Raw genomic sequence first — 15,316 nt, 5'->3', positions numbered from 1 at the left:
GTGGAGGTGGGACACGGCGGAGGCGTTCGGGGCGAGTGCGCCGGATCAGGACCCGAGCGGGCTGGGCATCTTCGTGTTCAACCAGCGGTTTCCGGGGCAGGTGGGGGATGCGGAGACGGGGCTGAATCAGAACTGGAATCGCGAGTACAACGCGCGGACGGGTAGATACGCGCAAAGCGACTCGATCGGGCTTGAGGGTGGAGTCAACACGTTCACCTATGTCAGCGGAAATCCGCTGTGGGCTGTTGACCCTGAAGGCCTCGTTGAGATTTATCGATCCGGCGGCGTGACCTTCAACGCGTATCCTGGCCCTCCTGCAGGCGGCAATGAACATGCTCGTGCTGGTGCAGGCGAGGCTTATCACATGCACATGCGGGACAGCCAAGGAAGAGAAGCGCGGATGTCCACTGAAACTTGGACGCCGTTGACGGAGGAGGATGATCGGATCTTCCGCAGCAGCAAGCAGATGCAGCAGGCGTGCAAGGACTTGACCGAAGGCCAGAAGAAGTTCTTCGACAGGGTGAACCGACAGGTCTTCCACCGCGGCATGCCGACCATCAATCAGCAACTGCGTATGATGGAGATGCGTACCGGCGGCAGATTCCGAGCTGGTGGTGGTGCAGCCGAGTAAGCAGGTGATGGCACGATCCGAGCAATTTGCTGCGGCCATGGAGGCCTATGACCAGGACCGCGCTTCGGATGCGCTGCGACTCATGGAGAGCTGCGCGGCCCAAGGGGATCCCGTTGCCTGCTATCTCGCGGCGCTTTGGCGTCGTGACGGGGAAGGCGCCTCGCCTGACGCCAAGAAGAGTGAACATTGGCTGAAGGAACTGATGCGTCTTGCAGAGGCCGGCAGCGCGGAAGCCCAATGGGAGTTGAGCAGCAACTATCGCTGGGGGGGGCTACTCCCCGTGGATCACACGGCGGCCAACCACTGGCTTGAGCGCGCGGCTGAAAACGGCTGGGGTGCCGCGCAGCATCACCTCGCGTGGTATCTCGAAACTGGCCAATACGGCTATTCGGTGGATCGTGAAGCCAGCGAGGCGTGGTATCGACGCGCGTTCGACCAAGAGCACCCCGAGACGCTCTACACCTTCGCCATGCGTGAGTTCAAGGATGGCAAGATCACGGAGAAGGCAATAGCCTTGCTGGCCAAGGCTGCTGGCAAAGGATTCAAGCAAGCAGCTCACGTGCTGCGCGAGCATAGGCATTGATCTCTCTTGAGAGAAACCCTCTCGGAACTCCTTAGCCGCTGAGGCTGGAGTTCAAGCGCGGCTGATGCCGCGGGCTCAGTGGTGCTGCGCGAGCACCGTCTCGGAAGAAATGGGGTCAGTTCCAATTTCCATTCAGGCCCGTTCCGGCGACCTTCTGCACTTCGAGGAGACCATCGAAATGTTTTCTCTTATTGTCGATGAGTCATCATATGTAGAGTCAGCCGGGCATGACGTTGCAGTGGGCTGATGACGGCGAAACCGGTTGTGCGCCTCCGACTCGCAGGTCCGCCCGAACATGCGGATCAGGCCCGTCGACGAGCCAGCTTCGCCGCCGACTGCTCGAGCCCGACTGTCGCCTTGAGGTACGCGCAGGATCGCGTTGCCCCTCTCTGCGTCGCCTCAGGCTGCGGATCGTGCCGCTGTCGGACACCTGGGCAAGGCGCGACATCCTGCTGTGCGCGAGCGACATGCCCTTGGCCGGACCCGCCCAGCGAATGCTGGACCACCTGGGCGCGACGGCGGATTGACGCAGGTCGCTCGCCGCGCGTTCAGACGGGTCGCGTGCCCTCCAGCGTGATGCGATGCATCACGCGGCGAAAGCCGTGATAGTCGTTCACGGGATTGTGCAGCGCGCACCGGTTGTCCCAGAAGGCAATGCAGTCGGGCTCCCACGCGAATCGGCAAGTGAATTCGGGACGCACCTGGTGCTCGAACAGGAATTGCAGCAGCGGCGCGCTTTCCTTGTCGGTCATGCCCTCGATGCCCACCGTGTGCGCGACGTTGACGTAAAGCGACTTGCGGCCCGTCTCGGGATGCGTGCGCACGATCGGATGCGCGGCCCGGTATTCCTCGCGGCGACTCTCGCGTCCGTCGCTCTTCAGGCGGTCCTCCCGCGTCTGCGACACGTCGGCCTTGGCTGAACTCGAGACGCCCATGAGACCTTCGAGCAACGACCGCATGGTGGACGAAAGCTCATCGTAGGCGAGCGCCTGATTGGCGAACATCGTGTCTCCGCCGTACGGAGGGACTTCGCGCGCCAGCAGCATCGAACCCATCGGCGGGACTTCGAGATAGGTGGTGTCGGAATGCCAGATGCCGCCGAAATTCACGCGCTCGTGCTCGAGCTTCTTCACTTCGATGATGGTGGGAAATCCGTCGATGCCCTTCACGAACGGATATTCGATGGGCCGGCCGAAGGCCTGCGCGAAACGAAGGAACAGCGCCGGCTCGAGCGGCTGGCCGGGCAGGAAGATCACCTGATGTTCGAGAAAGGCCGCCCTCAGCTCGGCTGCAAGCGCGGACGAGACGCCTTCGCGCAAGTCGATGCCGGTGATCCTGGCGCCCAGAGCGCCCGCGATGCGCTTGATCTGCATGCTTTCGTCCTCGAAGTTGACGCTGGCCGGACCCGAGTCTATGATGATTCTCACGCAAGAAACAATATTCCTGCACAAGAATAATTGATTTCCACCCTCGGAGCCATCCAAGGAGACAAGCGCAGTGCGAAGTGCGTCAGCCGGCGGCCAGCCCGTCCAGGACTTTCGATTGCATGGCGGCGATCTGCCGGCAGGCCTTCAGCAGCTTCTTCGCGTGCTCCTCGCGAAGCTCGCTCATCCGCTGCACCGGGCCGGCCAGCGCAATCGCGAAGGGTTCCTCCCCCACCGTCACGCACGCCGCGATGCCCATCACGTCGTCCTCGTTCTCGCCCACGGTCGTCTGGTAGCCGCGGCGCTTGCCTTCCTTGATCGCGTTGAAGAGGTCGCGAGGGTTCGTGATGCTCGCGCGCGTCACCTTCTTCAGGTCGAGCTGCGCGATGTTCTCGCGCAACTCGTCGTCGTCGAGCTCGCCGAGGATGGCCTTGCCGATCGCGCTGGTGTTCAGGCCGACCTGCGCGCCGACTTCGCCGGTGAAGCGGATGGTCTGCGGCCCTTCCTGCAAGGCGAGGTACACGATGCGGTCGACGTCGGCGCGCTTGCCGAGCACCACCGTCTCGCGCGTGCGGTCGCGAAGATCGGCGAGCACCGGCTGGAACATCTCCATGATCGGATCGTTCCTCGCCACGGTGTTCATGATGGCAAGCATCTTCTGGGTGGGATAGAAGCCGCGGCGGCTGCCGAGCGAGTAGAGGTAGCCGCGCTCGCGCAGCGCCTTCACCTGGGCAAAGCAGCTGGACATCGGCGCGTCGAGCTCGCGCGCGAGCTCCGTGAGCGTGAGCGGCCTCGCCGCGCGCATGAACACCTCGAAGCAATCGAGCGTGCGGTGGGCGATCTTCATGGACATGGCAAATCCCGGTACGCGGTCGGTCGTGGATGCCGCGCGATTCTAAGAGCGGCGATCCGCGCAGCGGCGGGAGCCCGCGCGTGAAAGTCACCGCACTGGCCGTCGACATCGGCGGGACTTTCACCGACGTCGTGGCCGCACTCGACGGCGCAGAGGTCCGCACGACGAAGTTTCTTTCGTCGGTGTGCGCCGATGCCGAGGCACTGTCGGCCCAGCTCACCGGATGGATTTCGCGCATGTCGCGAAGCGGCGAAGCGCCGCGCACGCGCGATGCCCGACTGGCCCACGCCACGACGGTCGCGACCAACGCGCTGCTGGAGGGGCGGACGAGCCGTGCCGCGCTCGTCACCACCGAAGGCTTTCGCGACGTGCTGGAGCTCGGGCGCGGCGTGCGCTCCGACCCGCTGGACCTGCGCTGGCGGCCGTTGCCCCCCGTCGTGCCGCGCGAGCGGCGCTTCACCGTGCGCGAGCGCGTCGCGGCGGACGGCTCGGTCGTCGTGCCGCTCGACTGGGACGAGGCGCAGCGCGAGCGCATCGCCGAGGCGCTGCGCGATTGCGACGCCGTCGCGATCTGCCTCATCAATAGCCATGCGAACGCATCGCACGAAGCGGCCATCGCACGGTCGTTGCGGGAGCGGCTGCCGCGCCTGTTCGTCACCTGCTCGCACGAAGTGAATCCGCTGCCGCGCGAATACGAACGCACGAGCACGACGGCGATCAACGCGGCGCTCGGCCCGGTCGTGCGCGATTACCTGCGCGCCCTCGAATCGGGGCTGCGCCGCGCCGGGTTCGAGCGGCCGCTCGCGGTGATGCAGTCCAACGGCGGGACTCTGGCCGGCGACCTGGTGCGGGCGAGGCCGGTGAGCATCGTCGAATCCGGCCCGGCCGCGGGGGTCCTCGCGGCACAAGGCATCGCGCGTGAGCTGGACGAGCCGAACGTGATCGCGCTCGACATCGGCGGCACGACGGCCAAGGCAAGCCTCATCGAGAACTTCGAGATCCTCGAGTCGGGCGAGTACTACGTCGGCGGCGGCATGCACGCGGGCCCGCGCGCCGCGGTGAGCTCGGGCTACGTGATCCGCATGCCGAGCCTGGACATCGCCGAAGTCGGCGCGGGCGGCGGCAGCATCGCTTCGGTGGACGAAGCCGGCGGCCTGCACGTGGGGCCGCGCAGCGCCGGGGCGAACCCGGGCCCGGCGGCCTACGGGCTCGGAGGCGAATCCGTCACGGTGACGGATGCGAACATCCTGCTCGGCTACATCAATCCCGACTTCATCGCGGGCGGCGAGCAGGCGATCGACAGGTCACTCGCGGAGCGTGCGATGCGACGCCATGTCGGCGAGCCGCGCTCGCTCGAAGTCGAAGACGCGGCGCTGCTCGTGCACACGGCGGCCAATGCCGCGGTGCTCGCGGCGCTGCGCGCCGTCACCATCGAGCGGGGCCGCGATCCGCGCGACCATCTGCTCGTGGCCTTCGGCGGTTCGGGTCCGGTGCATGCCACAGGCATCGCCGACCTGCTCGGCGTGTCGCGCGTGTTCGTGCCGTTCGGCGCGGGCGTGCTGTCGGCGGCGGGTCTGCTCGCGGCCAGTCCCGCCGCGGACGTCTCGCAGGCCTGCAACATGCCGCTGGACTCGCTCACGCACGAACAGGCGCGCACGTGGATCGCCGTGCTCGCGCAGCGGCTGCAGCAGGAATGGCATCTGAATGCGCAGGAGGCCGCCGCCGCGCATGCCCTGGTTGCCGTGCGCTACATCGGACAGCACACCGAGATTCACGTGCCGCTGCCCGATGCGCACGGCTTCACGGCGAAACTGCGCGAAGCGTTCGAGGAGCAGTACCGGGCGGAGTTCGGCTTCGTCGTCGCGAACGGCGAATGCGAAGTCATGGGGGTGCGGCTTCGCCTGAGGCGCCCGCCGCCGCCGGACTGGGCGCCGGTGCTGCAAGGCCTCGGCGCCACCTGGCGCGGCGACGGCGGCAAGTCCGCGGCGCGCCGTTGCGTCTTCGAGGCGCATCGGGGCGAATGCGCGGTGCTCTGCCTCGACGCCATTGCCGATGCGCCTGCCGGCGTGCAAGGCCCCGCAGTGCTCGAGACTCCCGACACGACCGTCGTCATCTCTCCCGGGTGGCGCGCGAGCGTGCACCGCGGCATCGGTGTCCTCCTATGCAAATGAACCTGCGCGCCGAGCAGCCGGTGCTCTACGAAGTGCTCGTGAACGCGCTCGCCGCGATTCCGAACGAGATGAGCATCCGCATCGTCCGCTCGGGCACGTCCACCGTGTTTCGCGAGACGATGGAATTCTCGACGGCGCTGTGCGACGAGCGGGGAACGGTGGTGACGCAGGGCATCACGCTGCCCGTGCACGTGGGCGCGCTGCCGGCCGCCTTGCCGCTCGCGCTGCCCGCGATCGACGAGTGGGAGCCCGGCGACGTCGTGATCTTCAACGATCCCGAGTACGGCGGACTGCACCTGCCCGACATCTTCGTGCTCATGCCCATCTTCGTGCAAGGGCGCCTCTTCGGCTTCAGCTCGTGCACGGGCCACCACGTGGATGTCGGCGGCCGCTTTCCGGGCGGCAACGCCGCGGAGTCGGCGACGATCTACGAGGAAGGACTGCGTCTGCCGCCGGTGAAGCTGTGGCGAAGCGGGCGGCTCGCGCGCGATGTCGAAAGCATCATCCGAAAGAACTGCCGCAGCCCGGACGTGCTCATGGGCGACCTGAGCGCACAGCGCGCGGCATGCGAAGCCGGCGTGAAGGGCGTGCAGGATCTCGCGCGCCGCTACGCGCCGGAGCTCATCGGCCGCGCCATGCGCGACTACGTCGACTATTCGGCGGCGCTCTTCGGCGAGCGTCTTGCGCGCATTCCAGCGGGCGACTTCGCTTTCGAAGACACCATCGAATGGTTCGACGACCGGCGCGTGAACATCCGCTGCACGCTCAGAAGCCGCGAGGGACGAAAGCCGTCCTTCGATTTCGCCGGCTCCTCCGACGGTGTGGACTTCGCGATCAACTGCCCGTTCAGCTATACGCGCTCGGGCGTCGCGACGGTGCTGCTTTCGGTGCTCGGCCACGGCGTGCCGCTCAACGGCGGGCTGTTTCGCGCATTCGACGTGCAGGCGACGCCAGGCTCGGTCGTTTCCTGGCGCATGCCGCAGGCGTGCGCGGCCCGCGGGGTCACGATGTACCGCGTCTGCGACGCCGCCTACGGAGCCCTCGCGCAGGCACTCCCGGGCGAGGTGCCCGCGGCTTGCGAAGGCGGCGCGACACTCATCACCATCGCCGGTGGCGAGCGCGAAGCGCATTTCAATTTCTTCGACGTGATCCTCGGCGCCTGGGGCGGCGCGAACGGCCTCGACGGCGTGAGCGGCCTGTCGAATCCGGCCACCAACAGCCGCAACACGCCGGTCGAGATGATCGAGCGGCAGTACCCGGTGCGCGTCGTCGAGTACGGCATGGCGGCCGGTCACTATGGCCACGGCCGGTTCCGCGGCGGCAACGCCCTGCGGCGCAGCTACGAACTGCTCGCCGAATCGGCGACGCTCGTGGTGCGCTCCGACCGCCAGGCCGTCGCGCCGTGGGGACTTGCAGGCGGCGGCGACGGCACGCGCAGCAGCATCCGCATTCATCGCGCCGGCGGCGCGACGCAGGAGATGCCGAGCAAGTTCAGCGCGCGGCTTGCGCGCGGCGACATCGTGGAAATCGTGACGCCGGGCGGCGCGGGTTACGGAGACCCCGCGCTTCGCGACGTCGAAGCGGCGCGGCTCGATGCGCTGCGGGGGCTCTGACGATGTTCGGGCTGCAGCAGGTGATCGACGGCGTGGGACTCGCGGGCGCCTACGCGCTCGCCGCGCTCGGGCTCGCGGTCATCTACCGCACGATGCGCTTCATGCAGCTCGCGCACGGGCAGCTCGTCACGCTCGGCGCGTACGTGGGCTGGTGGGCCTGCGCGGCGACGGGCAGCCTCGTCGCGGCATTCGTCATCGCGGCGGCGGTCATGGCGGTGTTCGGCGCGCTGCTCTACTTTTCCATGTTCAGGCGCCTGCTGGGCTATTCGCACCTGTCGCCGCTCATGGTGGCGCTGGGGCTGAGCCTCATCATCCAGGAGGTCCTGCGCATCACCGTGCAAAACGGCAACCCCGTGCAGTACGCACGGCAGATGGGCGGCGACGTGGCGTGGGACATCGGCGGCTACTTCGTCATACCTTCGCAGCTCGGCGTCCTTGTCCTTGCGTGCGTGCTCGTGCTCGGCACGGCCGCGTTCGTGGCCCGATCCCGCTGGGGCATCCGCATCCGCGCGGTGGCCGCCGATCCCGCGGCGGCCTCGCTGCTGGGCATCGATACGGACAAGGTGTTCTGCGCGGTCTTCGTCTACGCCGCGATGACGGCGGGCGTGCTCGGCGTGCTGCTCGGATCGACCTTCGCCTACATCTCGCCCACGCTCGGCAACGTGATCGGCGACCTCGGCCTCGCCGCCGTGCTCGCCGCGGGCATGGGAAGCGTGGCAGGCGTGCTCGCGGTCGCGCTTCTCATCGGCATCGCCGAATCGTTCGTGACGGCGGCGGGCTACTCCTCCTACATCGCGATGGTGCCCTTCGTCGTGATCATCCTCGTGCTGCTCCTGAGGCCCAACGGGCTCTTCGGCGCCGTGACGCAGGCGAGGAACTGATCATGGTCTCCACGCAACTCGAAAGCCTGGGCGTCACCTTCGTGGTCTTCACGCTGCTCGCCTATTCGTTCGCGCTGCCGATTTCCGCGGGCGTGCTCTTCGCGGGGCAGATGGGAACGATGGCCGTGGCGGCTTACGTCTGCGCGCTCGGCCTCCTCGCCGGCTGGCCGGCATGGCTCGCGTTCGCAGCCGGCGTGCTCGCCGCGCTCGTGCTCGCGGCGCTTCTCGTGCGCCCCGCGCTCAGGCTCGGCGAGCTGTCGATGGCCATCGTCACGCTCGGCGTGTCGCAGGTGGTGCTCACCATCGCATCCAACCTCGACATCACCAACCGCAGCATCGGCCTGCGCAACATCCCCGTCACGGCCAATCTCATCGGGGCCCTCGCGCTGCTCGCGATCTGGCTGGGCGCGCTGCTGATCGCGCGTCGCCGCGGGCTGCTGTACCTCGCGCGCCTGGTGCGCGAGGACGCGCGGGTCGCGCAATCGTGCGGCATCGACGCGCATCGCGTGCGCATCGCGGCGCTGCTCGCGGGGGCGCTCGCCTCGGGTCTCGCCGGCGCGCTCTATGCGAGCTACCTCACCTACGTCTCGCCCGCCGCATTCGGCTTCCAGACGCTGCTGCAGATCATCGCCTTCGCGCTCGTGGGCGGCATTCTGAACCCCTACGGCTCCTTGCTGGGCACCGCGCTGCTGTGGGTGATCCCGCAGTACGTGCCCGTGCTCGGCGACTGGCGCTTCGTGACCTACGGCGCCGTGGTGATCGTGATGACGCTCTTTCGGCCCACGGGCCTGCTTGGCGAGCGCAGGCCCCGCATTCGCGCCGCAACGCAAAAGAGCGTGCGCCGCTCCGACGAGGCCGCGGCATGAACCCGCTCATCCGCGTCGAGTCGGTCTCGTCCCGCTACGACGAATTCCAGATCCTGCACGGCGTGTCCTTCGACGTGGAGCGCGCCACCATCCATGGCCTGATCGGCCCGAACGGCGCCGGCAAGTCGACGCTCATCGACGTGATGACGGGCTCGCACCGGCCGACGGGCGGCCGGGTGCTGTTCGAAGGCGTCGACACGAGCCGCGCGCAGCCGCATGCGGTCGCGCGCATGGGGCTGCGCCGCACCTTCCAGCATCCGCGCCTCTGCTGGAGCTGGACGCTGCTCGAAAACGTGATGATCGGCGCCGCCGTCGCCGACGAGCCGCAGGATGCGAAGGCCGATCGCGCGCAGGCCGCGCTCGCGCGCCTCGGCCTCGGGGAGGCCAGCCTCAGAACGGCGCAGCGGGCCGACGGCGTCACGCAACTGAAGACGCAGATCGCCCGCTGCCTCGTTGCCTCGCCTCGCGTGCTCGTGCTCGACGAGCCCAGCGCCGGCATGGATCGCCGCGAACGCGAGCAGTTCGCGGCGTTACTCGTTTCGCTCTCGCACGAAGGCATGACCATCGTGCTGGTCGCGCACGACCTGCCCCTCATCCGCTCGTGCACGTCGATGCTGAGCGTCATCAACACCGGCCGCCTGATCGCCAATGCGCCCACGGCCGAAGCGCTCGCGGACCGCGAGGTCCGCGCCGCCTACCTCGGAGTGCAGGCCGATGCATGACGATCGCGCGCTCGCGATCGACGGCCTCGTCGTCGAGTATCACCGCGGCATGCCCGTCGTGGCCGGCTTGTCGTTCAACGTGCGGCCGGCGGAAATGGTGGGGCTTTTCGGGCGCAACGGCGCGGGCAAGTCGACGACCCTGCGCGCGGTGTTCGGCATGGTGCGACGGCGCGAGGGCACCGTGAGCGTGCTCGGACAGGGCGTGCACATGCGCGCGAAGCCGCACGAGATCGTGCGGCTCGGCGCGACGATGGTGATCGAGGGCCGCGGCATCTTCGCCGACCTCACGGTCGAGGAGAACCTGCGCGTCGCGCGCGGCGCCGGCTGGCGGGGGGCGGCGTCGAAAGCGTTCGAACGGTTCCCGCTGCTCGCCGCGCGCCGCGCGACGCCCGCGGGCCGGCTGAGCGGCGGCGAACAGCAGCTCCTGGCCGTGGCGCGCGCTTCGATGCTCGAGCCGCGCCTGCTCGTGGTCGACGAGCCGAGCCTCGGCCTGTCGCCGGCGGCGACGCAAATCGTGCTCGATGCGCTGCGCGACATGGCGAGCCGCGGCGCGGCGATCGTCGTCGCGGACCAGAACGTCACCGCCGTCGGGCCCGCGTGCGATCGTGCGGTGGTGATGGAGGCGGGCCGGCTCGCCGCCGAGCTCACCCGCGAGGAGCTCGCAGCGAACCCGGAGCGAGTCGAAAACATCTATCTCGGAAAGGAATGACGCATGGCCGACACAAAAGACGCTTCTTTCGTGACCCAGGGACGCAAGCTGGGAATCCTCAACTTTTCGGGCTCCTCCAAGCTCGTGGAGATCGCGGCGCACACGGGGTTCGATTTCATCATCATCGACACCGAACACACCACGACCAGCTGGGCGACGGTGGATCACATGATCCTCGCGGCGCGCGCCAACGGCCTGCCCGTGCTCGTTCGCGTGGGCAAGCCCGACGAGCTCGAGATCCTGCGGGCGCTGGATGCCGGCGCCGATGGCGTCGTGATCTCGCACGTCACCACGGCCGACGTCGCGCGCGCGGCCGTCGCGGCCGCGTACTACCCGCCGCGCGGCATTCGCGGCATGTGTCCCGCGATCCGGCCGGTGCGCTACGGCGAGCTCCCGTGGCACGAGCACGCGCAGGCGTCGAACAAGCGAGTCGTCGTGATCTGCCTGATCGAGGACGTGGAGGGGCTGAACAACGTCGAAGCGATCAGCGCCGTGGAAGGCATCGACGTGATCTGGTGCGGCTCGGGCGACCTCTCGTCTTCGCTCGGCATCCATCACTCGGGTCTCGAACACCCGCGCATGCGCGAGGCGATGACGCGCATCCGCGACGCATGCACGGCGCGCGGGATCACGTTCATGGCCACCGCGGGGAGCCGTCCGACCCCCGAGTACGTGCGCGAACTCTGGGAGTTCGGCGCGCCGATCGTGAGCCTCGCGCCCGACCTCATGCTCGTGCGCAACGCCTTCGCCGACACGCTCAAGCGCCTTCGCGGCGCGCAATGAAGCCGCGACTTCCTCACCCAAAACCAGGAGACAAGGCATGCAAGACACGACACGCACCACCACTTGCGCCACGACACGCACTGTTTCGCGGCGCCACGCCATGGTCGCCATGGCTTGCGCCGCCACCCTCGGCTCGCCCGCGGTGCGGGCGCAGGGGCAGCCCGACATCCTTGTGCATTCCATCGTCTGCGCGACCGGGCCGGGCTCGTTCTACGGCGTCGCGGTGCGCCAGGGCACCGATCTCGCGGTGGAGGAGATCAACCGCGCGGGCGGCGTCGGCGGCCGGCAGATCAAGGTGGAACATATCGACGACGCGAGCAATCCGGCGGAAGCCGCGAACATCGCGCGCCGCATCGCGGGGGACGCGAAGCTCGTGCTGCTCAACACCATCACGACCGTGTCGGCGGTGGCATTGCCGCTGCTGAACCAGCTGAAGATTCCGGCGGCCGGCCCCCAGATCTCCGTGCCGAAGTTCGTGCAGGAAAACCGGCCCTACACGTTCTCCTTCTTCCCCGACATCACCAAGGGCGCCGGCTCGATGATCAAGGCCTGGATGGAAGACCGCAAGGTGAAGTCGGTGGTGATCGTCGAAGACCAGGCCGACATTCCTTCGCGCACGCAAGGCGAGATGGCGAGGAATCTGATCGCGCAAAACGGCGGCACCGTCGCGGAGGTGATCAACATCACCACCGGTGCCGTGAACTTCTCGCCGATCATCAGCCGCATTCGTGCGCTGAACCCGTCGGGCGTGTACATCTCCACCCTGAGCAACGACGCGGCGGGGCTGCTCGGCGAGATGCGCAAGGCCGACTTGAAGATGGCGCGCGCGATGAGCATCGCGTCGTACAACCCCAAGGCGCTCGCGGGCGCGGGCAGCGGCGCCGACGGCCTGTACAGCTACATCTATTTCCTGCCCACCGCCGAAGGCGGGCCCGACGCGGTCGCGTTCGCGGACACGTTCAAGAAACGCTTCGGCTCCGAGCCCGTGATGCAAAGCGCGCTCGCCTACGCGATGATGAAGACCATCGGCGCGCAGCTCGCGACCGCGAACGTCGGCAGCGGCGACCTGCAGGCGCAGCGCGACCGCATCCGCGATTCGCTCGCGGCGATCAAATCCTACAAGGGCCCCTTCGGCAACGTGAGCATGAGCGCCGACGGCATCGTGCAGATCGAGCCCATCATCGTCGTCTTCGAGGACGGCAAGGCCACGCGGCGCAAGTGAATCGGCGCGCAAGGAGAGCAGTCTTGAAAATCGAAGGCAACAAGTTTCTGATCACGGGCGGGGCGAGCCAGGTCGGCTCGCACATCTGCGAGCAGCTGCTCGCCCAGGGCGCGCGGGAGGTGGTCCTCTACGACAACTTCGCGCTCGCCGCGCCCGACGCGGCGGCCGAACTCACGCGCAACGAGCGCGTGCGGCTCGTGCGCGGAGACATTCTGCGGCTGGACCAGCTGATGGCCGCGATGGACGGCGTGCAAGGCGTCTTCGCGGTGGCGGCGTTCCTCACGCTGCCGCTCAGCCGCGACCTGGGCTACGGCATGGACGTGAACGTGCGCGGCCACGCGAACGTGCTGGACGCGTGCCGCTTTCGCGGCGTGAAGAAGGTGGTGTCGTCCTCTTCGGTGGCGGTGTACGGCGCGGTGGGCAGCGGCCCGATCACCGAGGAGCAGCCGCTCGACATCAGGGGCGTCCAGCCGCCCAGCATCGTGTATGCCACGAGCAAGCTGATGAACGAAGGCGTGTCGCGCTACTACGCGCAGCACCACGGGATCGACTTCGTCTCGCTGCGCTACTCCACCATCTACGGCCCGCGGCAGCATCTGCGCGGGCTGAACGCGCTCTACATCATCGACACCTACCGCTGCATCGCCCGGGACGAGCGGCCACGCCTGCCGGGCGACGGCTCCGAGGTGCACGACTACATCTTCGTGGAGGACGTGGCGCGCGCCAACGTGCGTTCGATGGAAAGCGACGTGACGGGCGAGGCGTTCAACATTTCCACCGGCGTCGCGACGTCGCTCAACCGCATCGTGGAGATACTGCTCGACATCACGGGCAAGAAGCTGGAGCCCGAATACGTGCAGGACCCGAAGCTCGTGCGCTTTCTCGCGACGAGTGAGCTGCACTACAGCCCCGAGAAAGCGAAGAAGCTCCTCGGCTGGCAGGCCGAAGTGCCCATCGAAGCGGGCATCCGCCGCATGGTCGACTGGGTGAAGACGCAACCCAGCTTCTGAAGTCACGGGAGTCGCCTCATGTCATCCAGCACCGCCGCCGCGCCGCAAGGCTTCGACAACCACATCGCCGGGCGCATGCACGCGGCCGCATCGGGCGAGACGTTCGAATCGTTCAATCCGGTGACGGGCGCCCTTTGGGGCCGCTTTGCCCGCTCCGGCGCCGAAGACGCCGACCGCGCCGTGAAGGCGGCGCAGTCGGCGTTCGACGGACCGTGGGCAAAGCTCTCGCCCACGCGCCGCGGCCGGCTCCTCATGAAATGGGGCGAGCTCATTTCGGCGCATGCCGAGGAGATCGCGCGCGTGGAGACCCAGCAAAACGGCAAGCTCTACGCGGAAATGTTCGCGCAGGCCAAGGCGGCGCTCGAGTGGCTCTACTACTTCGGCGGCCTTGCGGACAAGGTGGAAGGCGCGGTGATTCCGCTCGAGCGGCCGAGCGTGCTGAACTACACGTTGCCCGAGCCGCTCGGCGTCGTCGCGGTGCTCACGCCCTGGAATTCGCCGACCTTCCTCACGGTCATGTCCGTCGCGCCGGCACTCGCCGCGGGCAACACGGTCGTCATCAAGCCGTCGGAGGTCACCTCGGCATCGATCCTGCGTCTGGCGCAGCTCGCCGACGAAGCGGGCTTTCCCCCCGGCGTGGTCAACGTCATCACCGGCGACCGCGTGGCGGGCGAGGCGCTCGTCGATCATCCAGGCGTGGCGAAGGTGTCCTTCACCGGCGGCGATGCGGCGGGCCGGGCCATTGCGTCGCGGGCGGGCCAGCGGCTCGTCGGTTGCCTGCTGGAGCTTGGCGGCAAGAGCCCGAACATCGTGTTTGCCGATGCGAACCTCGACCAGGCCGAAGCGGGCGTGCTGGCCGGCATCTTCGCCGCCGCGGGGCAGACCTGCGTGGCCGGCTCGCGCGCCTACGTTCATCGCGACGTGTACGGCGAGCTGAAGGATCGGCTCACGGCGCGCGCGCAAAAGCTCGTGGTCGGCGACCCCATGCTCGCCACGACGCAGATGGGGCCGGTCGCGACGCGCGCGCAGCTCGCGAAGGACCAGCAGATGGTGGAGCGCGCCGTCGCGGAAGGTGCGCAGCTCCTGTGCGGCGGCACGCGCATGCGGCTGCCGCAGCATCCGGACGGCTTCTTCTTCGCCCCGACCATCCTCGGCGTGGAAGGCCGTGACAACTACATCAGCCACAACGAGGTGTTCGGACCGGTGCTCGGGCTCACGCCGTTCGACGACGAAGACGAAGTCGTGGCCCTGGCCAACGGCACGCGCTTCGGTCTCGCCGCGGGGGTGTGGACGCGCGATCTCGCGCGCGCGCATCGCATGGCGCGCAGGCTGCAGGCGGGCACCGTGTGGATCAACATGTACCGCGCGCTCGCGTTCAATTCGCCTTTCGGGGGCTACAAGGAAAGCGGACTCGGACGGCAAAACGGCATCGAGTCGATTCGCCAGTATCTGCAGACCAAGAGCGTCTGGTGCGAGCTCTCCGAGGAGATTCAGGACCCGTTCGTGCTGAAGACCTAGAGCCGCCGCGGCGACCTGGGCAAATCGAGCCTTCGGCGTTGTTTCCTTTTGCCCTACACTTCCCCGGCGCACGGTCGCGCTGGGGGAAGAGTCATGGCCATCACGGTTTCCGAACGCACCAAGCTTGTCGAACTGTTCGTCCTGATGTTCGACGCGGCACCGGGCGCCGCATTCCTCTCGGCCATCACGGACGTCTTCGAGGCCACGGGCCACAGCTTCCAGCAGACGGCGAACGTGCTCGGCTCGACGCTGGCGTACCAGACGCTGCATCCCAACTTCGAGCAGCCCGACGAATTCGCCTACAAACTGCTTTCCGAGGTCGGCCTGCAA

At 67.8% G+C, this 15,316-nt stretch carries 15 protein-coding genes; 13 read left to right on the top strand and 2 right to left on the bottom strand.

What is annotated here, in order from left to right; translation table 11 throughout:
* Both VHA82_RS03630 and VHA82_RS03625 read left to right on the top strand, forming a co-directional pair.
* The coding region (locus VHA82_RS03630) for an RHS repeat-associated core domain-containing protein (protein ID WP_325540371.1) at positions 1-631 on the top strand (631 nt) is incomplete at its 5' end.
* Positions 632-638: 7 nt separating this feature from the next.
* The gene (locus VHA82_RS03625; protein ID WP_325540369.1) at positions 639-1,214 is read left to right on the top strand and encodes a hypothetical protein; all 576 of its coding nucleotides are present in this window, start codon (positions 639-641) and stop codon (positions 1,212-1,214) included.
* 548 nt (positions 1,215-1,762) lie between these two features.
* Here VHA82_RS03625 and VHA82_RS03620 read toward each other — a convergent pair.
* Both VHA82_RS03620 and VHA82_RS03615 read right to left on the bottom strand, forming a co-directional pair.
* On the bottom strand, positions 1,763-2,641 hold the full coding sequence (locus VHA82_RS03620; protein ID WP_325540367.1) for a TauD/TfdA dioxygenase family protein: 879 nt from the start codon (positions 2,639-2,641) through the stop codon (positions 1,763-1,765).
* An 82-nt stretch (positions 2,642-2,723) separates the two neighbouring features.
* Entirely contained in the window at positions 2,724-3,491 is a 768-nt protein-coding gene (locus VHA82_RS03615) for an IclR family transcriptional regulator (protein ID WP_325540365.1), read from the bottom strand.
* 80 nt (positions 3,492-3,571) lie between these two features.
* On the opposite strand from VHA82_RS03615, the gene VHA82_RS03610 reads away from it, so the two are divergent.
* From VHA82_RS03610 to VHA82_RS03560, 11 genes are all read left to right on the top strand, one after another.
* Entirely contained in the window at positions 3,572-5,662 is a 2,091-nt protein-coding gene (locus tag VHA82_RS03610; protein WP_325540363.1) for a hydantoinase/oxoprolinase family protein, read from the top strand.
* Positions 5,653-7,275, top strand: coding sequence for a hydantoinase B/oxoprolinase family protein (locus VHA82_RS03605; protein WP_325540361.1), 1,623 nt, complete (start codon positions 5,653-5,655; stop codon positions 7,273-7,275). Before VHA82_RS03610 ends, VHA82_RS03605 begins: the two co-directional genes overlap by 10 nt.
* A gap of 2 nt (positions 7,276-7,277) precedes the next feature.
* Complete coding sequence (locus tag VHA82_RS03600) at positions 7,278-8,156, top strand: branched-chain amino acid ABC transporter permease (protein ID WP_325540360.1); 879 nt, start codon at positions 7,278-7,280, stop codon at positions 8,154-8,156.
* A 2-nt stretch (positions 8,157-8,158) separates the two neighbouring features.
* A complete protein-coding gene (locus tag VHA82_RS03595; RefSeq protein WP_325540358.1) occupies positions 8,159-9,022 on the top strand; it encodes a branched-chain amino acid ABC transporter permease in 864 nt (287 codons plus the stop codon).
* Complete coding sequence (locus tag VHA82_RS03590) at positions 9,019-9,744, top strand: ABC transporter ATP-binding protein (RefSeq protein ID WP_325540357.1); 726 nt, start codon at positions 9,019-9,021, stop codon at positions 9,742-9,744. The genes VHA82_RS03595 and VHA82_RS03590 overlap by 4 nt, the downstream gene beginning before the upstream one ends.
* Positions 9,737-10,453, top strand: coding sequence for an ABC transporter ATP-binding protein (locus tag VHA82_RS03585; RefSeq protein WP_325540356.1), 717 nt, complete (start codon positions 9,737-9,739; stop codon positions 10,451-10,453). Before VHA82_RS03590 ends, VHA82_RS03585 begins: the two co-directional genes overlap by 8 nt.
* Positions 10,454-10,456: 3 nt before the next feature.
* Positions 10,457-11,236 carry an HpcH/HpaI aldolase family protein gene (locus VHA82_RS03580; RefSeq protein ID WP_325540355.1) on the top strand — a complete coding sequence of 260 codons (780 nt, stop codon included), beginning with the start codon at positions 10,457-10,459 and terminating at the stop codon, positions 11,234-11,236.
* A gap of 37 nt (positions 11,237-11,273) precedes the next feature.
* Entirely contained in the window at positions 11,274-12,458 is a 1,185-nt protein-coding gene (locus VHA82_RS03575; RefSeq protein ID WP_325540354.1) for an ABC transporter substrate-binding protein, read from the top strand.
* A gap of 23 nt (positions 12,459-12,481) precedes the next feature.
* Positions 12,482-13,468, top strand: coding sequence for an NAD-dependent epimerase/dehydratase family protein (locus VHA82_RS03570; RefSeq protein WP_325540352.1), 987 nt, complete (start codon positions 12,482-12,484; stop codon positions 13,466-13,468).
* An 18-nt stretch (positions 13,469-13,486) separates the two neighbouring features.
* Complete coding sequence (locus VHA82_RS03565) at positions 13,487-14,986, top strand: aldehyde dehydrogenase (protein ID WP_325540351.1); 1,500 nt, start codon at positions 13,487-13,489, stop codon at positions 14,984-14,986.
* Between the two features lie 93 nt (positions 14,987-15,079).
* Positions 15,080-15,316, top strand: a 237-nt coding sequence (locus VHA82_RS03560) for a hypothetical protein (protein WP_325540349.1), incomplete at its 3' end; no start/stop codon positions are given.

The organism is Ramlibacter sp., from assembly GCF_035548915.1.
In the GTDB taxonomy this organism is placed as follows: Bacteria; Pseudomonadota; Gammaproteobacteria; order Burkholderiales; family Burkholderiaceae_C; genus Ramlibacter.
The sequence above is the reverse complement of the archived record's forward strand: the minus strand, read 5'-3'. Positions and strand labels throughout refer to the sequence as shown.